This window comes from Halonotius terrestris, assembly GCF_006861665.1.
In the GTDB taxonomy this organism is placed as follows: domain Archaea; phylum Halobacteriota; class Halobacteria; order Halobacteriales; family Haloferacaceae; genus Halonotius; species Halonotius terrestris.
The window spans coordinates 20,778-47,609 of sequence record NZ_RKLU01000010.1 but is presented as its reverse complement, the minus strand read 5'-3'; the positions used below and the strand labels follow the sequence as shown (position 1 = coordinate 47,609).

24 protein-coding genes and 1 pseudogene are annotated in these 26,832 nt (G+C 59.3%); 16 read left to right on the top strand and 9 right to left on the bottom strand.

Annotation, left to right across the window (positions count from 1 at the left end; all coding sequences use genetic code 11):
- A pseudogene (locus tag EGH24_RS13705) lies at positions 1 to 348 on the top strand (hypothetical protein); the annotation flags it as partial.
- Between the two features lie 58 nt (positions 349 to 406).
- On the opposite strand, the gene EGH24_RS13700 reads toward EGH24_RS13705, so the two are convergent.
- The 4 genes from EGH24_RS13700 to EGH24_RS13685 all read right to left on the bottom strand — a co-directional run bounded on the left by EGH24_RS13700 (position 407) and on the right by EGH24_RS13685 (position 4,726).
- A complete protein-coding gene (locus tag EGH24_RS13700; protein WP_142980695.1) occupies positions 407 to 1,477 on the bottom strand; it encodes an iron transporter in 1,071 nt (356 codons plus the stop codon).
- Positions 1,478 to 1,706: 229 nt separating this feature from the next.
- Complete coding sequence (locus EGH24_RS13695; protein ID WP_142980694.1) at positions 1,707 to 2,768, bottom strand: DUF7350 domain-containing protein; 1,062 nt, start codon at positions 2,766 to 2,768, stop codon at positions 1,707 to 1,709.
- The gene (locus tag EGH24_RS13690) at positions 2,755 to 4,062 is read right to left on the bottom strand and encodes a DUF7405 family protein (protein WP_142980693.1); all 1,308 of its coding nucleotides are present in this window, start codon (positions 4,060 to 4,062) and stop codon (positions 2,755 to 2,757) included. The genes EGH24_RS13695 and EGH24_RS13690 overlap by 14 nt, the downstream gene beginning before the upstream one ends.
- 76 nt (positions 4,063 to 4,138) lie before the next feature.
- Positions 4,139 to 4,726 carry a methyltransferase family protein gene (locus tag EGH24_RS13685; protein ID WP_142980692.1) on the bottom strand — a complete coding sequence of 196 codons (588 nt, stop codon included), beginning with the start codon at positions 4,724 to 4,726 and terminating at the stop codon, positions 4,139 to 4,141.
- Between the two features lie 227 nt (positions 4,727 to 4,953).
- Between EGH24_RS13685 and EGH24_RS13680 the strand changes: the two genes are divergently transcribed.
- Positions 4,954 to 5,232, top strand: coding sequence for a DUF7471 family protein (locus EGH24_RS13680; protein ID WP_246058023.1), 279 nt, complete (start codon positions 4,954 to 4,956; stop codon positions 5,230 to 5,232).
- Positions 5,229 to 5,747: a winged helix-turn-helix transcriptional regulator gene (locus tag EGH24_RS15885; protein ID WP_142980690.1), complete on the top strand. Its 519-nt coding sequence runs from the start codon at positions 5,229 to 5,231 to the stop codon at positions 5,745 to 5,747. Before EGH24_RS13680 ends, EGH24_RS15885 begins: the two co-directional genes overlap by 4 nt.
- A gap of 47 nt (positions 5,748 to 5,794) precedes the next feature.
- Here EGH24_RS15885 and EGH24_RS13670 read toward each other — a convergent pair whose 3' ends face one another.
- From EGH24_RS13670 to EGH24_RS13655, 4 genes are all read right to left on the bottom strand, one after another.
- Complete coding sequence (locus EGH24_RS13670; protein ID WP_246058027.1) at positions 5,795 to 6,100, bottom strand: cupredoxin domain-containing protein; 306 nt, start codon at positions 6,098 to 6,100, stop codon at positions 5,795 to 5,797.
- A gap of 142 nt (positions 6,101 to 6,242) precedes the next feature.
- Positions 6,243 to 7,493, bottom strand: coding sequence for a ZIP family metal transporter (locus tag EGH24_RS13665; protein WP_142980688.1), 1,251 nt, complete (start codon positions 7,491 to 7,493; stop codon positions 6,243 to 6,245).
- Between the two features lies 1 nt (position 7,494).
- Entirely contained in the window at positions 7,495 to 8,754 is a 1,260-nt protein-coding gene (locus EGH24_RS13660; protein ID WP_142980687.1) for a multicopper oxidase domain-containing protein, read from the bottom strand.
- A 128-nt stretch (positions 8,755 to 8,882) separates the two neighbouring features.
- Positions 8,883 to 9,560, bottom strand: coding sequence for a metal-dependent transcriptional regulator (locus EGH24_RS13655; RefSeq protein WP_142980686.1), 678 nt, complete (start codon positions 9,558 to 9,560; stop codon positions 8,883 to 8,885).
- A 219-nt stretch (positions 9,561 to 9,779) separates the two neighbouring features.
- Between EGH24_RS13655 and EGH24_RS13650 the strand changes: the two genes are divergently transcribed.
- From EGH24_RS13650 to EGH24_RS13630, 5 genes are all read left to right on the top strand, one after another.
- Positions 9,780 to 9,947, top strand: coding sequence for a DUF1931 domain-containing protein (locus tag EGH24_RS13650; RefSeq protein WP_115803921.1), 168 nt, complete (start codon positions 9,780 to 9,782; stop codon positions 9,945 to 9,947).
- Between the two features lie 139 nt (positions 9,948 to 10,086).
- Complete coding sequence (xseA, locus tag EGH24_RS13645) at positions 10,087 to 11,076, top strand: exodeoxyribonuclease VII large subunit (RefSeq protein WP_246058021.1); 990 nt, start codon at positions 10,087 to 10,089, stop codon at positions 11,074 to 11,076.
- A gap of 3 nt (positions 11,077 to 11,079) precedes the next feature.
- Positions 11,080 to 11,262: an exodeoxyribonuclease VII small subunit gene (gene xseB, locus EGH24_RS13640; protein WP_115803923.1), complete on the top strand. Its 183-nt coding sequence runs from the start codon at positions 11,080 to 11,082 to the stop codon at positions 11,260 to 11,262.
- Positions 11,263 to 11,409: 147 nt separating this feature from the next.
- Positions 11,410 to 11,781: a hypothetical protein gene (locus EGH24_RS13635; RefSeq protein ID WP_142980684.1), complete on the top strand. Its 372-nt coding sequence runs from the start codon at positions 11,410 to 11,412 to the stop codon at positions 11,779 to 11,781.
- 126 nt (positions 11,782 to 11,907) lie between these two features.
- Positions 11,908 to 12,192, top strand: a complete 285-nt coding sequence (locus tag EGH24_RS13630) for a hypothetical protein (RefSeq protein WP_049909612.1) — start codon at positions 11,908 to 11,910, stop codon at positions 12,190 to 12,192.
- Between the two features lie 20 nt (positions 12,193 to 12,212).
- On the opposite strand, the gene EGH24_RS13625 is transcribed toward EGH24_RS13630, so the two are convergent.
- Positions 12,213 to 12,416 carry a hypothetical protein gene (locus EGH24_RS13625; protein ID WP_115803925.1) on the bottom strand — a complete coding sequence of 68 codons (204 nt, stop codon included), beginning with the start codon at positions 12,414 to 12,416 and terminating at the stop codon, positions 12,213 to 12,215.
- Positions 12,417 to 12,555: 139 nt separating this feature from the next.
- On the opposite strand from EGH24_RS13625, the gene EGH24_RS13620 reads away from it, so the two are divergent.
- The 8 genes from EGH24_RS13620 to EGH24_RS13585 are packed head-to-tail and all read left to right on the top strand — an operon-like array spanning position 12,556 to position 26,440.
- Entirely contained in the window at positions 12,556 to 12,978 is a 423-nt protein-coding gene (locus EGH24_RS13620) for a hypothetical protein (protein WP_142980683.1), read from the top strand.
- A gap of 25 nt (positions 12,979 to 13,003) precedes the next feature.
- On the top strand, positions 13,004 to 14,659 hold the full coding sequence (locus EGH24_RS13615; RefSeq protein WP_142980682.1) for a hypothetical protein: 1,656 nt from the start codon (positions 13,004 to 13,006) through the stop codon (positions 14,657 to 14,659).
- On the top strand, positions 14,659 to 15,561 hold the full coding sequence (locus tag EGH24_RS13610; RefSeq protein ID WP_221886759.1) for a hypothetical protein: 903 nt from the start codon (positions 14,659 to 14,661) through the stop codon (positions 15,559 to 15,561). The genes EGH24_RS13615 and EGH24_RS13610 overlap by 1 nt, the downstream gene beginning before the upstream one ends.
- A complete protein-coding gene (locus tag EGH24_RS13605) occupies positions 15,554 to 16,927 on the top strand; it encodes a hypothetical protein (RefSeq protein ID WP_115803929.1) in 1,374 nt (457 codons plus the stop codon). Before EGH24_RS13610 ends, EGH24_RS13605 begins: the two co-directional genes overlap by 8 nt.
- A gap of 6 nt (positions 16,928 to 16,933) precedes the next feature.
- Complete coding sequence (locus EGH24_RS13600) at positions 16,934 to 17,947, top strand: hypothetical protein (RefSeq protein WP_092635453.1); 1,014 nt, start codon at positions 16,934 to 16,936, stop codon at positions 17,945 to 17,947.
- Positions 17,944 to 20,028 carry a VirB4 family type IV secretion system protein gene (locus tag EGH24_RS13595; protein ID WP_142980681.1) on the top strand — a complete coding sequence of 695 codons (2,085 nt, stop codon included), beginning with the start codon at positions 17,944 to 17,946 and terminating at the stop codon, positions 20,026 to 20,028. Before EGH24_RS13600 ends, EGH24_RS13595 begins: the two co-directional genes overlap by 4 nt.
- On the top strand, positions 20,021 to 24,385 hold the full coding sequence (locus EGH24_RS13590; protein ID WP_142980680.1) for a primase-like DNA-binding domain-containing protein: 4,365 nt from the start codon (positions 20,021 to 20,023) through the stop codon (positions 24,383 to 24,385). The genes EGH24_RS13595 and EGH24_RS13590 overlap by 8 nt, the downstream gene beginning before the upstream one ends.
- Before the next feature lie 39 nt (positions 24,386 to 24,424).
- Positions 24,425 to 26,440, top strand: a complete 2,016-nt coding sequence (locus EGH24_RS13585) for a hypothetical protein (protein WP_142980679.1) — start codon at positions 24,425 to 24,427, stop codon at positions 26,438 to 26,440.
- The last annotated feature ends 392 nt before the right edge of the window (positions 26,441 to 26,832 follow it).

Below are 26,832 nucleotides of genomic sequence, written 5' to 3'. Positions count from 1 at the left end.
CCCTCGCTATTGGCCATCGCAGCGGGATATCACCTCGCTCACTACACCGGACTGGCCGTATCCCTCAGTCCGGCCCTAGGGATGGCGATTGTCTCCCCACTGTCGCCCCCAGCGAACCCTCTGACATTGTCTCCACCTGGATGGTTCGAGGGCTTGAGTATCGCCTACGTGCTCGTCGGGCATCTCCTCGCTATCTGGGCAGCGCACGCGACCGCCTACGAACTCTTCTCGAGTCGTCTCGTCGCAATCCGGAGCCAGTACCCGTTCATTGTTGTGATGATCGGTTACACCGTCATTAGCCTCTGGATTCTCTCACTTCCCGGAGCGACGCCCCCTTATCTACCCTGATTCTGGTGGATTCGAGAGGTCAACGGATCGCTAGGGTCGGAGCTTGACTAGGGGGGGATCACTCGACAGTGAACTCAATCGGCTCCATATCGAGGAACGCGGTTTCGTAGCCATCGTGCCGCGCCAGTTGAGGTGGTGTCTCGACGGTGATTCTGACCGTATCGTCCGTCTCAAGTTCATCGAGACCCATCCCATAGAAACTCCCGAGGTCGGGATCGAGGGACGCTTGGAGTGTCCCTTGTGCGATTGCGTCCCCTCCTCGATTGAGTGTTGCTGAAAGAGCCATCCTTGGGAGCATCACGCGATTGTAAGGTGTTCGAGGAGAGACGATCAGGAAGGGACCGTCACTATCGCTAAACCGATGGTCACCGTCAACGAGAGCAACGAGTATCGTCGCGTCACCGGATTTCCCTTCGTGGAGAAGTCGACCAGGAAGCTCGGATTTTGTCGGTACGACCGGTTCAGGGATCATTTCCATTTCCATCAGATCGACTGTCCCACGAATGCCCGCTTTTTCTCCCAACCGGCGAATCTCCAAATTGTACGTCTCGGCCGTATCGAACGTGAACTGCATCGTGGCAGCCTGCCCCTCTGTAAATCGCCCATCGAATGGACTCGTACGAGCGGTCTGCAACGGGCCGACCTGGAGCGTCACATCGTACTTCCCTTCCCCCGGCAGCGCAATATTGTCGCCGTAATGGAACCCCATATTCGGCGAAATCATCGGCCAGAGGTTGGTTGAGGACACTCGACCGTCGCTGTTACTGATTTCGACAGAGACGTCGACCGGAAGGATCGTCTCCGTCTCGGTGTCCCAGACACTCGCCATCAGATGCACCGAATCATCCGACTGAACGATGACTTTTGTCTTTCGTGAACCAGTGAGGTTCCAGAAACGGTGCGGGAAGGAATGCATCAGTGCAAATCCGAGATCGCCGGCCGTCGTCGTTCCGTACATTCCCATCCCTTCGATGATGGCAGGATAGTAGACGGCGTCAGGTCGATCCTCCACGAGTGGTGGATCACGCCATGCAGACTGCGTCTCGAATCCGAGCCGCCCCAGGCAACCAGACAGTACCAGGCCACCCGAGAGAGCAGTCCCCTGTTTGAGAAACGTTCTCCGATTCATATTCTCCTCTGAGATACTATGTTTGGTAGATTCATTGAGTCGACCTCGCTGTCGTCAACTGGGGGTTTCTGTAACTGCCCGTCTCGGCCATTCTGTGACTGTCTACGCCAAGCGAACAACGAATCCGGTGAGTACCAGGAGTGAGACAACGCCAAGTAACGTCGCCAGTAGGAGGTGCTTCTCTTCCATAGGTTTGGCTTCGATTGGATTTCTAAAGACACCTTTGAAACTACAACGTCACCTTCACATCTGGCATATCAACGAAGGCTGTCTCGTATCCTTCATGGCGAGCCGTTTGTGGGGGCGAATCGACTGTGATCGTCAGCTCATCTCCCGTCTGTACGTCCGCAACCGTTGTCCCGTAGTGATAGCGGAGTTCTGGATCGATGGTTGCCTGTAGAATTCCGTCGAACACTGACGTCCCATCACGGTGCAGTGTTCCCGAAAGCGACATCATCGGCAGCATCGTTCGATTGTAGGGTGTGCGCGGAGAAACAGCGAGATACCTCTGCTCCTCGTCCCCACCGAAACGTGACGCGTCTTCGAGGATCGTAACCACGAACTTCGCATCCCCACTCATCCCCGAACCACGAACGTCCCCAGGGAGCGCGTTCGGTGTCGGCACTTGCGAGTTCGGTAACATCTCCATGTCCATCAGGTCGACAGCACCCTTCGTGCCCTCCCTGTCGTCGGGGATGTCCGTGTACGAGATCTCGTTGAGCGTCGATTCGCTGAACTCGAACTCGAACGTGAACGATGCGTTCCCCTGATTCTCGGCCAGCGACCCAGTCCGTCGCGTCGACGGCCCGCCGATGCTCACCTCGACAGTGTACGTGCCGTCACTCTGGAGCTGTGCGTTATCGCCGAAGTGAAACCCCATTGGCTGAGAGAGCATCGGCCACGGCGCGAACTGATCAATCGAATCCCTGCTCTGTGTAATCGTGAGCTGTGGATTGATATCGGGTGGGATGATTCCCGTCTGTGTCTCCCAAACGACTGGCATCAGGTGGATCGAATCCTCGGGTTGAATCTCGACCTTCGTGATCCCATTCGGCTTCATCAGCCAGAACCGGTGCGCATACGAGTACGTGAGCGCACACCTGTACCCGCCCTGTTCCTTCATCCCGGGCATTTTCATGCCCTCATAGTGGGTCGGATAGTAGACTGCGTCCGGCCGGTTCTCGGGGAGCGGTGGTGCCCGTGCTGATCGCGTCTCGAACAGGCCGGCACACCCCGCGAGCCCCACGAGTGACGTGCCCCCGACCGCCCGAAGCACGTCACGACGATTCATGCGTCACCTCCTGTGCGTCCCTAGCCGGCTGGGCAGGTGGCAGCGCGCGCAACGACCGCGGCGGGACGAGGAAGTTACCGCGACGCTCAGAACGGATGTACTGTAGGATGCCGTTGTTGTTTCGCTGACCGACGGCCGACTGCTCGGTGACGTCAGTGCCATTCATCGCTTCTCTCGTGTCGACGAAGTCGGTGATCCGTCGCTGGAGCGCAAGGAAGTGGAGGCTGGCGGTCCCACCGTCGGTAGAATCGAAGTCACGTCGAAGAATGAGCGGTGAGTCCTCGTCGTCACGAGCGCGGGCAGATTTCTGGGAGTGACCGACGACGCCCATCTCGCGGGCCGTCTCATCCGTTGGCTTACAGTCGTCGATTTTGCTGCTGTTTCCGAGATTGTCTCCAGCGCCCTCGATGACGTCGTTCTCGGCGTGGTACGGACAGAACATCTTCGCCTCACGCTGCCAGCGGTCGTCCTGGTTGTACCACTGGTTGAGGTTGAGTTGGAGCTTGGAGATGTGCTGAGTCGTGCCATCGGCGAACGGCCCCGACTGGATCGTCACGCGATCTTCACTGGCCTGGTTCTTTTTGAAGCCCGATTTGAATCCCATGAAGAGGGGGGCGTCATCCGGGACTTTGTCGGCTGGAACACTCTCAGCGTCACCTGCATTCTTCGCCGGCAACCCGTCCCCAATAAAGCCCGTCCGCCGGTCGGTGAGTGAGAAAACATCCGTCAGTGCAACGTCAGGCTGATCGACACCGTTGAGCGTCGATTTGTTCCCTTTGAGGGCTTCTTCGGCACCGAGAACCACCTGTGCCGTGTTACTTGCAAGATGGACGACTGCATCGGGCGTATCGAACTCGGGATCCTCGAACGGAGCAAGTGCTTCCGGATCGGGGAGGTCAACGCCTTCGGAAAGCGATTCGTCGAATCGGTCGAAGTATGCCGGAGAATAACTCACCGTGAGCAATAACCCGATTCCACTTCGCTCGTAGGCGTGTTCGATGCCACGGAGAGCTGTTTCAACTTGGTCGCGGTCGTCTTCGTTCGGTTGCCCGTCTCGTCGGTAATTCAAATAGAGAAGCAAACGATGGCTCGGAGCGATGACGTTCCCATGGTCGTCCCGTGGGAGGACCTCATTCCAAGCGTGTTGACGTTGTGGATACGACGAGAGATCATCCGGGCCTGTCGGGACATCGACCTCTTCACGGCCTAGACAGGCACTAAATGCCGCTGCGCCTCCGATAGCGACGGCTGACTTGAGGAATTCTCTGCGAGGGACACCTCTCTCATCAGTCATTGACGGCAGTTAGGAAGTCAACGGAAAAGCCGGTTCTGGTAGAGTTCTTGAATCCCCGCTCAAGGTCGGTAGCAGACTATCTGGTGATGAGCTTCTTCACCAAGTTCCACCCGATAAATCGGGGGGTCCGCTTGCGGTATTCATCGTATTCCTGGCCATACTGCTCTCGCAGCCACGGTTCCTCGGCAAACGGGAACAGTGCGTACACCAGGATGGTCAAGATGCCGTGTACAGCCAGTTTCCGGGAGTTCACTGCAATGATCGCGCCGATGATGAACGTAATGAATCCCACGCTCTGTGGGTTGCGCGTGTACTGGTAGATACCGTCCGTCCGAAGTTCCCCTTCTCTTCCACTGCTTTCCATCCACCCGAGTTCGAAGAGGGCGGAGAGGGCAAATCCCATCCCGAGTGCGGCGATACCGCTACCTGCGAGTTTGCTCCAGCGTTCGGTGGAAATGAATGAATCCCGATCGAGCGCGGCCAGCACAGGAAACCCAGCGAACACGACGGAGAGCGCTGACCAATTGAACCACCACCGCCACGAGTTGTCGCCGATGGGCCACACTCGACGGTCAGGATGAACCGCACTGATGGCGTACCCGAGAATCAGCGTGACGTCCGCGACGACTGCCGTCAGCAGCGCGCGATCTGAGAACGAGGGCATATGTGTACATCGTGATGGTGAAAGACAAAAAAGTGAGTCAATGGGTTCATACCTGAGACTGCTTCCACTGAAGATGTTTGAAACCACCAACCACACTCTACAATTCTAACATCCGGGGATAATTCGAATCGACGTTCTCAGGTAACTGCGTTTCAAATTCAGACCACATGGCGGGATTTGTCCCACTTCATAGTGGGTTCATCGATCCGTGGTCCCTTCCGTTGCTCGTGGTGATCACCATCGCAGCTGCTGGTACAGCGGTGCTTCTGGGACTTGCGATCGGCGCGTTCGTTCAGCGCCAATCCCGCCCATATCTGTTAGTCGTCGCTGCGCTAGCTGCCCTTTTTGGACGCTCTGCAGTTGCGGGGATCACCATCGTCGGCCTGTTTTCACAAGCCGAGCATCACCTTCTCGAACACGGACTTGATATTATTCTTGTTGCGCTCGTCATTGCTGCGGTCTATTACTCTCGAACTATTTCGAACCAGACCAATTTGGATACATGACACACCAACGTGACCGGATTCACGAGTATATTGCCACCCACCCTGAAGAACACTTCAACGCACTCACGCGTAGACTCGACCTCGCACCAGGACAGGTACAGTACCACCTCAAGAAACTCCAGGCTCAGGGAAGTGTAGTCGAACTACCCCTCTATGGCCGGACTCACTATTACACACCTGAATATGACGCGTGGGAACGGGGAGCGATCGCTGTCCTTCGCCGGGAAACGGCACGCGACATTTTATTCAGTGTTCTCGAACAGGGGCCATCCAGACCGGGCGCTGTCACAGAGTCTCTCGGGATTGCTCGGGGGACCCTCGAGTGGCACTTGAATCATTTGACGGAGCAGAATCTCATCGAAAAACACCGAGATGCCAATAATCACGTGACGCTGGTCCCCGCCAAGCCCACTGAGACTGCTCGTCTCCTCGAAGAGATTACACCCTCGCTGTCCGATCGGATGATCGACCGGTTCACTCGCCTCGTCGATAATCTACTGGCGGAGGAATCGTAACGAGTTTTTCGGATGTGTTTCGCCGGAACGAGAACTTGATCGTTCGATTACTTTACTCGAACTGTCCCGACCATTCCAGACCCCTCATGTGGGATACAAAAGTACCCGTACGTGCCTGGTTCCTCGAACGTATGCTCGTAATTCTCACCCGAAGCGATGAGTCCCTCGGTGACCCGATTCCTCGCAGTACGTTCTGACTCGAAGCCACCACTTGCGAAGTACGTGGCCTCGTCTGGAATCTCGTCTTCATACGCCGTGACCGTGTGATCGATGTCACTCTCGTTCGTCCACGTAACCGTCTCACCAGGTTCGATCGTCGCGGTCTTCGGCTCAAATCTGAGGTCGCCGGGCATCGTGACGGTCTGGGCCGACGATGACTGTCCACCTAGACACCCGGCGGTGCTGAGAGTCGCTACGGTCGCGGTGCTGAGCCGCAATATCGATCGTCGATTGTAGAACTTCGAGACCATTGTAATGAAAACGAGTGTTTTCCTATTAGAGCGCCACGAAGAGGTCAGTCACGTACATGATAGCGAGGCCGAGCAGGAATGCGAGTAGGTTCGTCGCACTCGCCACGCGACCGCCGGCATCACGAACCATTCGCGCGATCTCCCAGTCGACCTGTAGGATCGCGCCAACGCCGATCGCGAGGAAGAAGGCGCCAATCGTCGGCGAGTATGCGAGACTGCCGATCCAGCCACCGAGGATGACCGGTGCGCCGGCGATGACGCCGAGCGCTGCGAAGTGCTTGAGAGCCGGACGTTCTCCGCGGGCGACCGGCGCGACGACAGCCGGACCCTCCGTCACGTTGTGGAGCATGAACCCGATCACGAGGAACGCACCGAGTGACACCCGTCCGAGTGCGAACGAACTCCCGATTGCCAGCCCCTCGGCGAGGTTGTGCAGGCCGATCCCGACCGCGACCAGATAGGCGATCCAGAGACCGCTGCTTGCCCGGTTATCACCAGCGGCGACCCTGCCCTCACGCCACGCACTGATCGCCTGGACGAGGAGGAGTGCGCCGAATATCCCGAAGACGACCAAGAGGTTGCCCTCGTACGCGCCCGGAACTCGTTCGGCGAGTTCGAACGCTTCGAACCCGGCGTCAAACGCCAAGAAACCCAGCACGCCGGCCGCAAACAAGAGCACGGCGTGCAGCCACCGATCGCTCATCGTCTTGATGTAAGGGAACCAGAGCATCCCTAAGGCGACCGGAATCACGCCGACGAATAGCCCAATGACCGCAAGCGTCCCGAGCAGACTGAGGCTAAACCCAGGCGACTGACTCGGAGCGACGATCGTATTGTGGAACGTCGCTCCATCGGAGAGCACGAGAGCGACTTCGAGATCCCACCCTGGATTCCAATGATACGGAATCACGATCTGTGCGCTTTCCATCGGGGCGAGTGTTTGGTCACCACCGGCTCCTTCGACTCGGAAATCCCAGTAGGCCTCATCGACGAGGACCTGTGATATCGTCACAGATTCGGGTCCGTTGTTCGTCACGTGCAGGACGACCGTTTCGTCGCTCGGAAGCGTCGTGTGCGTGATCGTCACGTCGGGAAGCGGTGTGCCGCTCTGAACACCGGCGAGCGGGGACGTGAACGCAAACACGCCTAAGACGAGTACGAGCAACACGATCGGGAGTAACGCGCTGACCCATCGCGGAAGCCCGAGCGGTTGTGTGATCTCTTCGTCAGCCGCTACACCACCGTCCGTCGTCGTGTCTCGTGTCTGATCCGCCATGTTAGACCACCTCGAAGAAGCTCATCCAGCCGAGTTCGGCGAACTCAGACTGGTGGGCGTGGAACATGTACAGCCCGGGCTCGTGGTCCGAGTAGTCAATCTCGATGATGCCGCGCTGCGCCTGACATTGCATAATCGTGTCCACAGTCTTATTCGTCGGCGTCAGCGTCGTCCCGTGGTCGTAGTAGTCGAAGAACTGCGAATGCGTGTGGAACGAGTTGATGAGGTCGAACTCCGTTGCATTGGAGAGGTACACACGCTGGCGTTGGTTCTTGTCGATCTGGATGGGGCGTTTCGTCTCGCCCGCCGTCCAGTTGCCCTCGCCGTCGGTATCACCGACGCCGTATCCGAACGCCCGCGTGTTCGCCGCATAGACCTCGTTACCGCCGTCGAAGTTGGTATCGAACGAGTTCATCACCATTACCATCTCGTTGACGGCGTCGTTTTCGGCGTACTCGTGATTCCTGCTCTTCGCCTCTTCGACGAGCTGCTCTCGGAAGTCGTCGGTAATCGGCCCGTGATAGTTGACGTACTCGCGTGGGTTCTCCCTGACGCGTTCGGGGTCCGGATCGACGATGATCGTGCCGTAGAGTCCGCGGTGGATGTGCTCTTTCAGGGGGAGCGAGTGGCAGTGATAGAAGTGCGTACCGGCGGGCTGGGCGATCCACTCGTAGGTGAACGACTCACCCGTATCGAGGACGCCCGGTCCATTCTGGGGAATCCCATCCATTCGCGGGTTGAGGTTCTTCAGGTGTGGATGAATCGTGTGCGCGTGCCGCCCTAGGTTCGTGAATTTGACGCGGATCAGGTCGCCCTCGACGGCACGGATCGTCGGACCCGGCACTTGGCCGTTGTATGCCCATGCCTGGAACTCGACGCCTGGCGCGATTGCTATCGTGGTGTCGACGGCGGTGAACTCGAACTCCCGCACGGTCCGGCCATCCTCTTCGTAGACCTGCTGGGGAACGTTATCCTGGCCACTGTTTCCGGTATTGAACGCGGTGAGGAACTCGTGCGGGTCGAAATCCAAATCTCGGTATTCACCCACCGCACCGAAGTTACCGTGTTCGTCTTCATCGTCGTGATCGGAGGCGGCACTTGCCCGGGAGCTCCCGAGTCCGACGGCTGCACTCCCGGCAACACCGAGACCACCGAGCACTGTGCGGCGACTGACACTCGTTTCACCAGTGAGTGATTCGACCAGTCGCTGTTCGAGGCGTTCTGTGACATCTGCTGCGCTATTGTAATCTATCGATGGCATGATCTCCTCCGCTGGTCAAGCCTACGCATACCCATACACGTCCATTGCACCACCCAATATATAAATTAGACTCATCTAAACTTAGATTGAGGCTAAACTAATAGACTCGCTACTGGAGACACATCAGTTTAGTTTGAGGCTCCAGTGAGCGTTTGAGCGGTTATGGATCGGGCCACTTCCTCTGGGAGTGCAACTCGTTCGTCGGTGCCATCTGGATCAAGCGTCACCATCCCAAATGAGGTGGTCTCAACAATTTCGACTACAGTTGTTGGGGTAATCCCGTGTTCAGACAGGTACCGGAGTAGATCTGGATCATTGTCTGGCACCCGTTCGATTCGAACCTTGTCGCCGACCTGCTGATCAGCGAGGGTTTCACCCGATTGTGGCGGTGAAACGTCCAGATCCGCTGTGGGAATCGGGTCGCCATGCGGGTCAACTGCCGGATTCCCTAACTGCTCTGCAATTCTGTCGGCAAATTGATTACTGATATGGTGTTCGAGGCGATCTGCTTCGTCGTGTACCTCAGCCCAATCGTACTCGAGGCGCTCCGTCAGGTATCGTTCTAATAGCCGATGATGCCGAATGATTTCGAGCGCGACAGGAATTCCAGTGTCTGTGAGTACAACGCCCTTGTAGGGTTCGTAATGGACAAAATCGCGCTTGGCCAATTTTTTCACCATACTGGTGACTGACGGTTGTTCTACGCCCATATGCTCAGCGAGCGTCGAGGTCCGCACCCGTTCATCCGTTTCGCCCTGGAGGTAATAGATCGCTTTGAGATAGTCCTCCATGATGGCGCTCAGCATTAGAGCGAAATTAGACGGGACTAAGTTTATAATTTGCCACGGAATGATTCGTCTTGTCGACAGCTGTGGACGTAAATCTGAGATGGGTCCGGTTATCGCCACGGTCAACACTGGCGCATTGATTTTCCGTATCTTCCTGTTGTGTTACTCACCGACACTCAGAATGACAAACCCAGAGTTGGAACCTTTATATTATAATCACGAGAAATTCGCGATGGAATGTCTGACCTAATCGTCAAAGCAGCCGTGAAGGACGCGCTCTCGGACCACAACGTCTCGGCGGATTTCTACGACGCCCTCAACACGGAGGTCGCCGAACTGCTCGACGATGCCGCAGAGCGTGCCGAATCGAACGACCGGAAGACGGTCCAGCCTCGCGACCTGTAATAGTCGGCTTTCGCGAGTGAACTCGTCAATCGAAGATACCTTTTTGAGGACTCTGTTCTGAATTTAGTAGACGTGTATGGCGGACGCACCGAATACAGAACGGCAGGCGGTCGAACCTGTGGCGGGAGAAGTTCTCAGTGTGTCACAGCTGAACGACCGGATTGCGACGGTCGTGGAGGATGCGCCTGCCCTCGACGGTGTCCGCTGTATCGGCGAGGTCACGGATCTCCATCAGAACAGTACTGCACTCTATTTCACCCTCACTGACGGCGACGCCGAACTTCCCTGTATGATCTGGGCTAATCGCTATCGGAAGATGGATGCTGACCTCGAGGACGGAACTGAGGTCATCCTCGAAGGCGATATCGACTACTGGACTGAGGGTGGGAAAATCGACCTCAAACCGTGGGAGGTGATCGTCGTCGGCGAGGGCGACCAGGCGGCTGCCGTCGAGCGACTGCGAAGCGAACTCGAAGAGCGTGGCTGGTTCGACGACGAGCAGAAACAACAGCCGCCGGCCTTCCCGGAGCGGGTCGGCGTCGTCACGTCCCTTCGAGGAGACGCCCGGTACGACATCCAGAACGCGATCCACGGACAGGACCCCACCGTCGACATCCTGGTGAAGGACGCAACCGTCCAGGGGTCGAACGCGCCGACGTCTATCGCGAACGGGATTCACCATCTGGACCGCTCCGAGGACGTCGATTCAATTATCGTCGGCCGCGGCGGTGGGAGCGATTCGAACCTTCAGGCGTTCAACACCGAGCGGGTCGCGGAAGCGATCTTCACCGCGAACACCCCGATCGTCACGGCAATTGGCCATACTGACGACCGGCTAATCGCGGATCGGGTAGCGGATATGGCCGCGATCACACCGACAGCGGCCGGCGAATACATCGCGAAGTCTCGGAATGAATTCCTTGCTAGCGATATTGACCCGCTTGAGCAACAGCTTGAGGCCGCGTACGAGACCTTTGAACAGGAGCACGAACACGAACAGGAATTGGCCGAGGCAGTCGAAGAGGCGACCGCGCCTGAGGGTCTGTCGCCGGTTTACTACAAAGTTGCAATCGCCGTGCTGCTGGTGCTGTTGCTGCTCATCACCGCACTTTGGCTGGGGGTGATCTAAGCGATGGCGAAAGACTCGGATATCAGGAGTCGGATGAACCGCATCGAAGAGATTATCGATCAACTCGACGCGGATGGGGTTTCACTTGATGAAGGGAGTGAGCTGTACGAGGAAGGGCAGGAGGTGTTGACTGAAATCCGCGAGCGACTCCACGAAGGCCAGGGGGAGGTCATCGAGATCGAATGAGGAACGGCAACGGTATCGACTGTCTCACTCTGTTAACCAACAGACTCCGTTGATCACAAAGGTTGTTGGTTAAGCTCGCTGACCACGGCTACCCTTCAGGCTTAACTGCGATGTGCTCCCATCTCGAACCGTTCGGCGAGAATTCCAATGTTCCATGAGACGGTTCTGATATTCGGCGTCTACCTACTCGCGTGTGGTGTAGCGTGGATCCTCCACGAGTCCGCACACTACGCCGTCCACAGGCTCTATGCGGAATCAGTCTCGTTCGGTGTCAATCGACGTGGCCCTTACGTCGACGCCGTTTACGCCCCGTCTGCTCCGACGGTCGCTATCCGACTCGGTTCGATCGCACCGACCCTCCTCTATACCCCCATTGTCGTATTTGGAATCGTAGCCTATCTCTCGTCGAATCCGGTTCCACAGTTGGATCCAGTCGGGTGGTCGCTTGTCGCTGTTCCCCTCGTGATTTTGACTTTTCCGACTGGTGCTGATATCCAAGCGTGTCTCAACGCCTCATAATAGCGTTTCTTAACGTGTATTCGGTCCGCGTCAGACAAACACTTCATTAGTTACATAGTCAGATTTTAAGAAAGTCATTGGCCGTCAGTATTTAGTAGATAAGACGCAAGTATGTGCAAATGTATCATGGCACAAGCCAGTCCCCGCAGTACCCCCCGTGAAACTGATACGGACGAGCGGTCCTCCGTGTCAGTTGAAGCGTGGTTGGAGGCGGTCAGTAGAGAACTGGATCCCGCCGAGTGCGAGGACCTCTCCGAACTCGGCATCTACTCGATCCACGAACACAGCAGCGCCCGCACGATCACCCTTCCCGAGGATGCGGACGAGTTCGAGGACGCGACGACGGTAAAGCAGTACTATTTCGAGGGCGAGGATTGCCCGCTTCTCATCGTTGCTCCGCTGCAGGTCTAAGTCGCCCTGTGGGTCGCAGATCAGCAGTCGGCGTCGTCTTCTTTGTGGTCGGAATAGAACTGGATGAGGTACTGGAATCGACCTGTGTCACTCGTGAATGAGTCGAGTTCCTCCTGTAACCACTCGTATTTGTCCTGCGGGATTCGCATATTGATTCGGGCCACATCGTCGCTAACATCCGAGCTGGAGTTACTGGCGCTGGTCGCTGTGTCTGCGTCTGACATTAGTTCGACCCAAGCTATGCGGTCGCATATATCCCAGTAGAATGAGAACTTCTCTAGAGAACTTGGAGAACTTTGAAGATCTCCAAATTCATTCAAATTTTCTGACCTCTTTTGGTCGTGCTATCCTTTCCCACAAACGATGTGTGCTAAGGTCCCCTCCGGCGAGACGCCGGCCAGTACTGAGGAATCGACGTCCGTTATTCGGATCATCCACAGGTCCATCGGCCAGATTCTGCTGGCGCTCCTCCCGCTGATCCTGTTCGTGGGGACGGCGGCCGCACAGTCGGATCCAGGGAGCGCATTCTGCGACTCGAACATGGCCGACACCATCCAGAACATCTTCACCATCATCCAGTTCGGTGGGCCGCTCGTCGGCGGCGTCCTCGCGCTCGGCGCGACGGTGGCGATCCCGTTTACCCGTCGCTCGGACTGGAAGAAGGAGATGAAATCTGTCCGGAATCAGGGCCTGCTCTGGGGCGTGATCGTCGCCCCCCTCGGGACGGAGATCGTCCAGTTCATCCTGAATAACATCGTGGTCGGTGGCACGAGTTGTGGGTTCTAACTACGCAACAGGATTCGCACTCGTCATGTCCGCCGTCCTCGTCGCATCGACAGCCGCCGTTCCAGTGGGCGCCCATCCCCCGAATAGTACTGACCACGGCGTCCCGGAGGAGACCTTTCACAAACTGTGGTCGGGGGATCAAGACGGTGCGACCGACGGTGCGAATCTGAGTAACGGGTTGGCGGTCGAGCAGCTTGGCGAGGGGACCGATGTCCCGTTCGATTCGCCCCCGCGGGCAGTCGAGCAATGGAACCGGGGCGACCACCAGGAGTTCCCGGCGACCAACAGCTCCGTGTCGATCCATCCACCAGATGCGGACCTCACCAGCGACCAGTTCATCAAGGAAGCCTATACTGAGGTGTTCGCCGTTCAGCCGTCCACCCGAGCGCGCCTCTCGTCGTCCAGACAGCCGCTTTACGTCGCTCCAGACGGGACGCTCCGCGGGACCGTCGATTACCGGGTGGCAGTGCCGCCTGACGACACCTCCGGCGATCGACGCGTCTATTGGAGTCTGGAGAGCCACCAGGTTGAGGAGACGAGACTCCTCGTCGACGGCGACGAAGAGACGACGGCTGGTGGTTCCCACACGCCGGCACTGTCGTACTCCTTGGATGGATACGCCGGCGAGGACCACCAGCTCACGCTCCAGGCGAACATCTCGGTCCGACTTCGGAAGGAGGTCGAAGTTTGTACCGCTCACAACGACGAAGGCGATTGTACCAACTGGGAGAGTTCCGTTTCATACCCGACTGAGAACGTCACGGTAACCGATTCCATCGAGGTCAGGAAGTACGACCTCGCGGTATCAGGGTTCATCGCGGAGTATCCGAACGGTGATCTCGGCCTCGTCGTTTACAAGAACCAGCCGTGGCTCGGCTACCAGTTGCCCAACGGTGACGTCCGAGGTGTCTGGCGGTTCTACTCAGCCCGAGACAAGGACTGGGATACGCTGGTCTACAGCTCGGACGACGGACAGCGGACCGCCCACTCACCGCTCCATCCACTCCAGGTGAACGCGTACCCCATCGAGACGGGGCCGACACCGTCGCCCCGCCAGAACGTGACAATACTGGATGTACACGGCACGTCGACGTCGCCGCCGACGCTCCCATCGAGCATCCACTTGGACGTTCTCACGGAGCCGTACACGGCCAGTTACGGCATCGCGACGCGGGCCACGACCGACGTACAGCCCGAGACTGTCCGTGCGTGGGGCCTGGTCAGAGGTGTCGAGGCAGAGCGACCCGCCGATGAGTTCGCTCGAATCCAGATCTACGAGAGCAACCTCACCTTGGAGGTGATGAACCAGACGGAAGACACCGTCACCGTCCGGGTTACGCTCCTGAACGCGAATACCGACGCACCAATCAACACCGCCGAACGGGACGGCTACGTTGTCGTCAACGGGCAGCGGGTGAACACGACTGGGAACGGAACCGTCACGATGATGATTGAACGTTCCCCTGGCGGTGTGTCGGCCCGATACGAACCCGGCCACTGGTGGCTCAATCCTCCCGGCTATACCGGCGACTCGGATACCGTCCTGCTGCAAGGCTCGGTGCTCCAGCTGGTGTCGACGCTGTTCCGGATCGGCGTTCCCGTCTCGCTGTTCCTCCTTGCAGTGTTCTTCATCGATCGGATTACAGGGTGGCGTATCTGGCCCCCGTGGAGGTCACTATAATGATCAGAGAACATTCAGAATCCCATGACCGGAATTCGGAACGGTGGATTAGTCGACGCCGTCTTTTGGCTTCGTCTGGAACAGCCCTGCTTGCAGGAGTAGCAGGGTGTTCCGGAACCGATGGTCCCGGCAACCAGACTGAATCCCCAACAGATTCGTCCTCAACGTCGCCGTCTACAGATTCGGTATTTGAGGAAATCAGCTTCGCGGGACCCAACCTCGTGGTGACGCTGGCTGATGATCACGACGTCGACCAACTCAATCTGATTGGTCCAGATGGTACTACGTTCGAACAGTCAACCGTAGCACAGGGAGCTACAAGAGTCGAAATACAGATCGTCTTCAAGACTGGTGGGACGTACTCTGCCGGCGAATACGAGTTAGTCGCCGTTTCGGGCGAGACATCTGAGTCGATGTCGCTGGAGATCCGGCCCGATATCCAGATTGTCGATGTCGAACCGGAGTTCGATGAAGATGATGGCTACAGTAGCGGTCGGCTCTTTGTGACGGTCGAGAACGTCGGTACTGGTCCCTCTTGGGTGTATAATATTGGCTTCCGGAATGCGCCGTATCGGAACGCACCTGAGGTCATCGAAGGAGACGGCGTTGCTGATACAACGTTCGAGCGTCCGGAGGCGAGCGAAGAATTCCTCAGCCCCGGTACTGAACGGAAATTCCTGAAACAACGGGGTGTTCTCGTCATCGATGACAACGACGATGTCTCATGTCAGAGTGATACTACAGAATTAACCGTCGTTGTTCAGACCCCACACGGAGATATTGAGCAACCGATTCGGGCAGAGCTGTCCGGTGGATACCATATCGACGACCAAGGCGCGATCCAACACCCGTGTAAAGACGTCCAGATTGAACTACTGGACGGGGGTGGAGACAATGCGTAGTCCCGTTCGATTCCTAATTCGCTCTATCGTCGTCTTCTTCGGGCTACTGAGTACGGGCACTGCTCCGGTTTTAGCTCAAAGTGACGGGGGCAGCGATGGCGGTGCTCTTGGAGACATTATCATCAACGCTATCCAAGAACTCCTTGAGATACTCTTCAGTCCCATAGAGACCGTCATCGAGAATCACGGTGATGCAGTCTTGCGGACAGTGGTGGGTACTCCCCATCCAGATTCGGTGTTCAATCAGCCGACGAACGCAGCGTGGCCCGGAATTTACGACTACTATTGGGAGATGATCATCCCGCTTTCGCTATCGCTGTACGGCCTCTCAATCGGCATTGTCATATTCCTTGAATCGACGAGTCACTTGTTCAACGGATACCACCGTTCGAAGCTCAAGAAACGCGCCTTCGCCGGACTTCTCGGTATTCTATCGTGGTGGTGGATCGCAGCGCTATCGTTGCGGTTGATGGATGCATTAGCTGGGTTCCTCGTCCCCTCGGTGTCAGAGATCTCGCTATTCCAGACGCTGTCGTTCACTGGGATGGGCGTGCTCGGCACGGTCGTGGCTCTCTCAACGAATTTGCTCCTATTCGTGTTGATCGGCCTGATTTACCTCGCGAGACAGCTGGCACTCTACCTATTCGTGTTCCTGATGCCACTACTCATCGTATTCTGGATCCCTGGCGTCGGGCCGTTCGCCCTAGTCTCGAAATTCATGAAGAAGTTGGCCGGATTCTACGTCCCTTTCCTGTTTATGACGGTTCCAGTTGCTCTCCTGTTCCGTCTCGGGGACATCTTGGGGACGAGCTTCGGCCCCTCAGCCGGTGAGTTCGGGGCTTGGTTGACGGCACTCGTTATCCCGCTTCTCGCCGTTGCCTCCCCGTTTGTTTTGTTCTGGCAGGCCGGGGCGTTGTTCTTCATCGCCGACAGGGCGGCCAGACATATGTCTGCTGAGAAGGCCCGTAGTCGGTTGTCTAGAGGACGTGAACAAGTCCAGTCGGCCAAACAGGGTGGGAGAAACTTCGTTCGAGGAGTGCGCGATGAGCCCGCAGTCAAGAGCGGTGGCCAATACGTCTTGAACTCTGGTGATTCGAGAGCTCACTCTACCGGCCAACGACTCAATACGACTGGCTCTCGCCTCCGTGAAGCGCTCACCGACGGCAGTGGTGGAGGGGGAGGAAACAGCGGAGGCGGAGACCTCGACGGCGGAAGTGATGGTTCTACGGCCGGCTCCACCACCAGCGAGGATAGTAGTGGGAACGATGGAAGCGAGGAGTTCGATCGAGACGATGCGTTCCGGGACCCCCAGACTCGGGACCGGAATCGAGATTCAGCAGATGACCCGCCACGCTACATCCACTAACAACCTATGAGCTCCGCAACTGACCCCGCAAAACGAATTCCGAAGTCGCTCGGTACCGACACTCAGTTCCTCGGAAAGTACTCGCTGACGGACCTCGCCGTCGCGGGGCTTCCCGGCGTACTGGTAGTCTTGGTGACGCAGGTCGTTATCCCACCGTCACTCACCGTTCGCGGCATTCCGGTGTCCGCCCTCACGATCCCACTCGCAGCGATTGCGATCGCCTTCGGTGGGCTGTTCGTCTACCTCACGCCAGGCTACACCAACAGTCTCGACTGGCTCGGCCTGTTCGTGAACTTCCACCGCAGCGAGACAGAGATCGCCCACGAGGAAGCGAAGGAGTACACCCACGTCGAGCGCGTCTACCCGCGACACAACGCCATCGAGCGGACAGACCGGGCCCTTGTCGGAGCCGTTCAGGTGTCGCCACCGACGATGGCGCTCGCGACCGACGAGGAGTGGGCCCAGAAGGCGGAGGCCTTCCAGGACTTCGTCAATACGACCGTCGAGTTCCCGATCCAGATTTACTCGACGACGCAGGCGTTCCCCGCCGACGAGTACGTCGGGCGGTACGAAGACCGGTTGAGCGACCCGGACGTCAAATCGAACGAGAAACTCCAGGCGCTCATCGAGCACTACGTTGACTGGTACGACCGGGAGCTGGCGCAGCGTCAGATGACCATTCGCGACCACTATGTCCTGATTCCAGTGCGACCTGAGGAGGTCCGATACGAACGGGCCAGCCTCCTCGAAAAGCTCGCTGGGATTCCTGTACTGGGCATCCTCATCCAGATTGTCACGGCGCCGCCGGAGGAGGAAGAGCGAGCCGCGATGCTTGAGGAACTGGACGAGCGGCGCCGGCGGGTCGAGCGCGGCCTCCGCGGTATCGAGGGGTGTGACACGCGCCCCGTTGATGCGGCCGAACTCACCCGCCTCATCGCGGAATACTGGACCGGCACGGAAATCGAGTACGGCGACCCCGAACAGGTGCTTCGAACGTCCCCCGTCATCAACAAGTCATGATTGGAAACCTGCTTCCGTTCACCAGCTCGGATAGTTCGGAAACCGACGACGAGGCCACGGCAGACGAGGCCCCCGACGAAGAGGGGGAAGATGCTGAATCACAGTTTACCGTGGACTACGAGGCCGACGGTGAGGCAGTCGACGGCATCCCCGAGATCCATCAGACCGTCGTCTCACCGTCGAGTATCGAGCGAACGCCCAGCGCCCTCCGGACTGACACCCAGTGGGCGCAGAGTCTGTGGGTCGGTGAGTATCCCGATGCGCCGATGGATGGCTTCCTCGAAAAACTGTACGCGGCCGCCGAGACCCAACAGACAGATGTCAGCATCCACATCGATCCTCGTGATACGCGAGAGACGTTGGATTCGCTGGAGAACAAGATCGAGGACCTCGAAGCCGACTACGAGTACCTGACCGAGAAGCATCGTGCGAGCGCCCGGGGCGTAGAGAAAGACCTCGAGGACCACCAGGAGATGTACGACGTCCTTCGGAACACGACGATGCAGGCGTTCGACGTCTCGATGTATCTCACGGTCAGGGGCAACGATCGCGAGAACATCGACGCCGAGTCGGTGTCGACGACAGCCCGACAAGCGCCTGCGAATCTGACGCCGGTGACGCCCCGGTGGTCACAGCTGAAGACGTTCACCTCAGCGAGCCCGATCGCCCTGGATCAGTTCAACGAGACGCTCGACAGCAAGACGCCGATGCTCGGCGGGGCGGTCGGCGCGATGTTCCCCTTCGTTTCCGGTGCGTTTGCGGAACCCGGCATCGAGTACGGAACGTACGCGCTGAATTCGAGTCCGCTCATCCTCGACCGATTCAAGCGGCAAACCGGCTACTGTATGATGGTTATCGGCCGGCTCGGCGCGGGCAAATCGTTCGCGACGAAGCTCCGGCTGGTGCGGCGGGCGATGTTCGACGAGGATACAGTCGTTATTATGCTCGACCCGATGCGGGGGTTCGCCGGCGTCAACGAGGCGCTCGATGGCGAGCGGATCACGGTCGGTGGCCGACGGGGGCTGAACCCGCTGGAAATCAAACCGACGCCCGACCACGTCCTGCAGGAGGTCGACGACATCGACCCGTGGGGCGAACAGATCAACTGGGTGATGACCTTCTTCGCGACGTTCTTCGAGCACGTCGCAGACCATCCACTCGGCGAGCGCAACCAGACGCTCCGGCGGGCCGTCCAGGAAGCCTACGAGAAGCGCGGGATCACCCGCGATCCGGAGACGCACACCCGAGACTCGCCCACCATTCACGACGTCATCACGGTCCTCGAAGAGATGGTCGAAGACCCCGAGGAGTACGGCTACGTCACGGATGGGGAGCAGGAAGCCGTCCAGTCCGATGCCCAGTCGCTGCTGAAGGATCTCCGGCCGTCGTTCCGCGAAGGCGGTGAACTCGAGAATCTGGCCCGTCCCTCTGAGTTCGACCTCGATTCGAAGGTCATCTACCTTGATCTCCATCAGGAGGAGGGCACCCGTGGCCGAGCGGAAACCAGCCTGATGATGCAGGTGCTGTTCAACAGCGTCTACGAACGGGTCAAGCAGACCGACAAGCGCGTCGTCTTCTGTATCGACGAGGCGCACTACCTGATGAACGACGCTGTCTCGCTGGACTTCCTAGAGACGGCCGTCCGACACAGTCGCCACTTCGATCTGAGCCTCGAATTCATCACGCAAACGGGGGGTGAATTCGCGCTGACGCCGGAGGCACGCACCATCGCGAACCTCTGTTCGCTGACCGTCCTCCACCGCGTCAACGAGGAGAAAGAGAAGATCGCCAAGTGGTTCGACCTCAGCGAACGGCAGGTGAACTGGGTTACCTCCGCGAAGGCCGGAGAGGACGAGGACGGCTACTCGGAAGCGCTGGTCGGCATCGACCAGGAGGGCTGGTTCCCACTCCGAATTCGGGCGAGCGACTACGAGGCCCACGTCATCGACGGCGGCGCTGCGGACGTGGCCGAGCTCGAGCCCGAACCGACGACGAGCGTGACGAATCCAGATAGCCGACCCGCCGGCACGCGTGCCGACGGCGGTGAACCAACTAGCACTACCTCTCAGGAGGATGACTGAGCAGACCCCGTCAGAACTCCCGGCAGTGGCTAACGGTAACGAGTATATCCGGATCACTCCCTCCCGGAGCGATCTCGCGCCGGAGACCGTCGTCCGTCAGCTGGCTGGCCTCCACGGCCTTGACGCTGGCAACGACGGACTCCTCGCAAGTATCGGTCCCTTCGGCGATCCGCCACCGGTGTTCGAGTTCCTCGCAGTGAGTGAGGGGGCAGACGAGCCGGTCGAGTTCTATTACGGAGCCGATCGCCGATTAGATGCCTTCGAGGAACGCCTCCGGACGCTGTATCCTCCGACCGTCACGTTCGAGCGGGTCAGCCTTGACTTGGAAGCGAAGCTACTCCCATCGACAGCAGACCCGTCTGAGGACTACAGTACCGGAGGAGACGATAGCCACGGAATGGACCCCGGGACAGCTGAGGAATTCTCCGGAGACCCAAATTCGGATTCAGAGCCTGTGACTCTCTTCGATTCGACGGGGCAGGAACCGGTCGGTGACGGCGGAAGTGTGCTGTCGGAGAGCTCCACGTCGCTAGACGAGGACGAAGTCTTGTTCGAGGCCGATTCGAGTGACGAGTCCACAGCGGCTGGTCCGTCCGACTCCGAACTCGATGCCGATCACCAGCCGGCCCATACGCAACCGACCGTCGATGAGACGACCCCACTCGGAATCAGTTGGCACGGGCAGGCTACCCGGCGGGAAGACTGGATGACGACACTACCCCAATTCACGAATACGGAAGACGACGATGACGATCACGCTCGGGCCCCGCTCGCGTCACTCATCGATCAGCTGACCCGGGCCGAACACCCGATCGCCTTCCAGGTCCTCTTTCAACGAAAATCGGACTGGACGCACGAGGCACGAGAGCGCCAGCGGAAGCTCCGGGAAGGCGAAGACCGGGTCGTCGATTGGTTCTTCGGAGAACTCCTCGGAAACACGGAGAACGAACCACAGAGCCCGTCGACCACCGGGCGACAGCGTCGGTATCTCGACATCGGTGGGCGGGAGCGAGTCGAGGCTATCGACGAGAAGGAGCCACAGCACACGTTCACGGTGAATATGCGGGCACTTTCGCTCGTGACCTCCGACCGACAACGAGAGCGGGTTGACCATCGTCTCGACGATATCGGATCCGTGTTTGACCACCTGAACGGGCCACACTATCGACTCCGACCGAAGCGCATCCGCCGTGGGCTTCGAAAGGGGCGGCGGGCCAAGAAGCACGCCGACCGGGTACTCAACGCTACGTTGGCTACCAAGAGCGACTGGCGGAAGACCCGCCCCGATCTCGTCCTCGGGCCGGCTGAGTTGGCGAACTTCGTGGTCGTTCCGCCGGCGACTGACCTCACGACCGAGGGCGGGCGGGGGTCCGACGCCGAACCCGAGAGCCGGACGCCCCTGCCACTCCCGGCGCAGGACCACATGGATGCGTTTACGGACTCCGGGATGGCTATCGGCCGCGGTCTCGGGGAGGACGGCACACCCACGCCGGAGCCGATGCGGATTCCTCCGCATTTGCTGCCGTTCCACGTCGGACGGTTCGCGAAGAGCGGCGCCGGCAAATCGGTTGCGCTGATCAACGACGCGCTCTCCCTGTACGAGCAGACCACAGGCCCAGTGTTCCTCATCGACTCCAAGGGCGGGAATCTCCCCGAGAACTATATGCGGGCTCACGGGAAGCGGTTCGGCACCGAGGACCTCGAGGAGAACGTCCTCCACTTCTCGGTGCCCGACATCCTGCCTGGGTTCGCGTTCTTCGACATTAAGCCGGCGCTCGAGGATGGGGTCCGCCGGGTCGATGCAATCCAGGACAAGGCCGACCACTACGAGGAGCTCATCAAGCTCGTGATGGGGCCGGAGCGGTACGAGGACGCTATCGCCTCGCCGACGCTCATCAAGTACCTCATCAAGGCGATGTACGACGAGGAGTACGGCCTCGAAAACGGACACTTCCGGCAGGATACGAACTACTTCACCCACGACCAGTTCGAGCAGGCGGTGACCCAGTTCCACGCTGCCGGGCCACCAGATTCGACACCCGAAGATGCACCGCGAGCTAGCGACCCGCAAGTCGCGGAGAAACTGGAGCGCCATCTCCGCTCGAACCCGGCGACGTTCTCGAACGTCGTGAGCGGCATCAGCAACCGGATGGACTACATCACGCAGGACGCCCACCTCCGCCGAATCTTCAACAATACCCAGTCGCAATTCGACTTCCGCGACCTCCTCGACGAGGACAAGGTGGTCATCTTCGACCTCGGCGATCTCCGCGACGAGGCCGCCCGCGTGATGACCGGCGTCATTCTGACGCAACTCTATGACGCTGTCAAGCGTCGGGACGGCGACGAGCTGGCCCGCAAGCCAGACGACTACGTGGCGAACCTGCTCATCGACGAGGCGTCGTCGGTCGTCGTCTCAGATACGCTGACGACACTGCTCGAAAAGGGGCGGGAGTTCCGGCTGTCCATCGAACTTGTGACGCAGTTCCCCGAGCAGATGAAGGAGGCCGGCAACCGCGAGGTCTACCTGAACGTCCTGAACAATATCGGCAGTCCGCTCGTCGGGAAGATCGCCGTCGACGCCGACATCGCCGAGGCACTCTCACACGAGGCGATGGATCCCGTCGAGTTCAAGAATCGGATTAGTTCCCTCCCGCGTGGCGAGTGGATCGCCCAGCTCCCGAGTCCGGAGTTCGGCGAAACCGGCCCCGACCCGTTCAGTATCGAACCCCTCCCGATTCCACCCGGCCACCCCGATAGCGAGCAGCCTCTGACTGGAGCGCAGGAAGAGCGGTTCCAAGACGCCCTAGAGGCCGTCCACGAGCATACCCGCGAGGAGTACGGGGTTGCCGGCGGGACGACCGTGGAGAGCCGTGACGCGGCGACTGACGTCGCTCTGGAGAACGCCGACGATCTGCCGTTGGAGGTCGCGATGGCCCGGGCGATCCGCGCTGTCCAGCTGTCGAACGATGTCCGTGAGACGAACGGCTGGGTCTCCGTCGAGGACGTCGACGAGGAACTTCTCTCGCGAATCGAGGAAGACACCATCGAGGCGCAGGGCTACGAGACGCTGCCGGAGGTGCGGGAGGCGTCCTCACTCATCGAGGTCGATCTCCCGGACGGGACATCGTCAGTGCAGTGTCGGCTCACAGACGAGGGTGAGCAGGCAGCCACGCCCGATACGTCGACGTCACCGACCGGCGGGGGCGAGCACCACGATGCAGTCCTCGGATCGGTCGAGCAGTCGCTCGCAACTGCGGGGTTCTCCGTGGAAGTTCTTGATCAGAACGGGGAGTCCCGCCCCGACGCCATCGCGACGCATCCGGATCTCGACTGGGATCTCCAGGTCGAAGTCGAAACCACCACCCACGTCCGCCCGGCGAAGGTCCTCGCGAACCTTCGGAAGGCGCAGGAACAGAAGCGAATCCCGCTGTTCGTCGTCGCAGACCACGACGATCAACCGGCTGTCGAGATTGCCGACCGGCTCGCGAAGATCCTCGACGAACCGCGAAATCAGCTCTCCTCCGGTGAGACGCGGCTGTATACGATGAACCACAACGTCACATTCAACGGCGGTGCGCGAGCCGCGGATGGGGTGACGGCCGTCCGACCGGCGACTGGCGGCAGTCGCCACACCCGCTGGTTCGAGCGGGACAGTGTATTCGTCCTCGAGGATAGTGCCGGGGACCAACACGCTCGGATTGACTCCTTCGACGCGGTGTCGAAAGACCAGTTCCCGGCGACGTACAGCTACGACGCCGAGAGCGAGACCTACACCGTCTTCAGGCCGGGGGAACTGCCCGAGTCCTACGAGTCACGCGAAGCGTTCGAGGCGGACTGGGTGCCCGTCAAGCGTCCGTTCGTGCCCAGTACCGACCTGCCCATTCCGGACTATACGGAGCGCTCGTATGCGATTGCGACTGTCGGGGACGACCAGACGCTCGACATCCACACGCCAGACACAGAGACGGCTACCGGCGTTCCGGCACTAATGGATGCAATCCAGAATGGGACGCTCCATCCAGCAGGGGAACCCCCGAGTGACTCGACCGATTCCGACGCACAAGAAAACGACGAAGCGGACCCGTACGGGATTCGGGCATTCGTCCGGGATCGACTCACCGAATCCGAAGACGGGGTCGTCGCAGTCGCTGATGTCTACGATGCGTACGAGCAGTATGCGACGGCCGGAGAATACGAGGTGAAGCCGAAAAACCGATTCACACAGGCGCTTCGCGACCACGCTGAGTTCGAGCGTGACAAGAAGTGGTTGGACGGCCAGACACGACGCTGTTACGTCGGAATCGAACTGGCCGACGCCGGCGACCAGGAGGAATCGAGCGATGCCAGTGCGTAGTCGTTTCGCTCCCGCTCAGGAGGTGCAGGAGCACACGAGATGACGCTCTCCGAAGCAGCCATCCGAGAACATTACCGTCGTGCCAAACCCGTCTATGAGGCGCTGGCGACGGTCAGCGATTACCCGACCATCGGGCTGAACGACTTCGTCGGATGGTACATCAAACGCGACCACGACGACGTCGAGGCGATCAAGGCCGGGTATCCGCAGCGCGGGCGGGTTGCCCGCCTCGATCGTGACTACGACGAGATCCACGACCGCCTCGAACGGACGCTCTATGCCGTCACCACCTACAAGACACCGTCCGCCTTCCAGCAGTGGGAACCCTGTCGCTACGACGAGTCCGAGGAGACGACTGTCTGGCAGGATGAGCCCCCGACCCCCGGGTATGCCGACCTCCGGGCGGTTCCGACTTGGGGCGACATCGATCTCGCCGACGACATCAAGCCGCAGCGTGGTGACCTCGATGCCGAGGCCCAGGGGCTCGTCGAGCGAACGCTCGACGCCTACATCGACGAGTATGCGACGCTCTACGGCACGCGGGAGGCGGCGTATGCGCTGGACTCCGTTGGGGGCGCGTACGTCTTCGGGGCCCCGGAGGCCACGCTCCCGATTGCAGACCACTTCAGCGATGATCCGGATGCGCTCGAACGAGTGTTCGACGAGTTCATCGACCGCTCGAACGCATGGCTCCAGGAGGCAGAGGCCCGCGTGAACGAGCGCATCGACGGCGCCGGAGACGTCATCCAGCCCGACTGGGTGAACAACAAGAATCGGCAGTACAAGCCGCCGCTGTCGGTTCACGCCAACCACGATGCCGTCGTCACGCCCATTGCGACCGACGATGTCCGCTACGAGCTCCGTCCGTTCGAGACCGTCGACGACACCCTCATCGAGCAGGCGGTTAGCTGGGCTGACGATCTCACACGGGTTGAGCACACGGACTGCGTCGATTCGTTGGTCGCGACGCTCTGGCCGGATCTGTACGAGGACCACGACGGGTGGCAGGCAACGCTGGAGGCGTGGGTCGAAGCGGAGCGTGAGCGGGAACGAGAGCGACAGCGAGAGCGTGAGGCGGCGCTCCAGCGACGTAAGGAGCGGCTGGCAGAACTCGACGGTACCCTCGAAGGCCGGCCCGTTACGCCGTTCAAAGAGGACGTCTACGAAGCCGTCGAGAACATCGATATCACCGAGATCGCCCGGCACTACGCGAGCGATGCCTACGATACGGATCCAAACCAGCCGCGGCCGCAGTTCGACCCGTGCTGGCGCCACAGTGAAAGCGGCCAGTCCTGTTTCGTCGACGAGCAGGTCAACACCTTCGGCGATTCGAAGGTGAACGCCGGCGGAGGGCCAGCGAAACTGATGGCCCTCGCGACGGAAATCCTATCCGACGCCGATTCGGACCTCGCCGGAGAGGACTACTGGGCTGCCGTCGACGAACTGCGGAGCGTCGGCTACGATATTCCAGTGTGGGTTCCAGAGGCCGGCTCGGAACACGTTGACGGCGGGACCTACGACCAAATGCCCTTCTGGGCCGTTCGGAAGGCGGCTGTCGCGCTCGAGGTTTGTCCGGAGGACGCGTTCGTCGATCGCGAGGGGGAGGATGGAACCTACGAGGGGTTCCCCGGATACGAAACCTACAACGAAACGCTGGAAGCCATCGAAAACGCGGGCCTGAACCACGGACGAGAACGAGTCACGCCCGAGGAGGACGCAGCTGTCGACGAATCAGAGTCGGCCCCTGACGTCCTCCCAAGCGATGAGCGGCCTGGTGACTTGGACCGGGCACACCTCCGCGAAAAGAACCGTCTGTTGACAGCGAAGGTCGAGCGTCTCGAGTCCGAACTGGAGGAGAAATCGGAGCGAATCGAGGATTTGGAAGCAGAAATCAACCAACTCCGAACAGAGCTCGCGACCGTTAGCTCCGAACGCAACCGACTGGAGGCCGTCCTCGAAGAACGTGAGTCCGAGCAAGAGTCCAACCAAGAGGATCGGGATGAGGATCAGTCCCCTCTTGACAGGGCAAGACGGGTCCTTTCGTTCGGTGGTTAGACATCTCACTGCCCCTGTTGAAATCCTCAATTGCTGATAGTCTGTTGAAGCCATGCTGCACACAGCGCGCGTACCAGCCAGTTACTGTATAAACACCCTGTATGCGACCGTCCGGGATAGAGGTTCGTTATCGTCAGTTAGATACAATCACCGTGTTTCCTCTATCTCTACGAACTCGTCGATTGACTCTCGCGTATCCATCAGCGCCGCAACTGCGTCCCGCACACCAGCGAAGACGCCCTTTCCATCCTGTTCAAACACCGGTATTTCCCTCGAATACATGTGGTACCGACTCAAAGGCTGGCCCTCTGGCAACAGCGCCCGGGTTCGCTCAAAACCAGCAGCCTGTAGAGACTCCCAGTGCCCATCCTGTTTGAGTTTATTATGAAGTC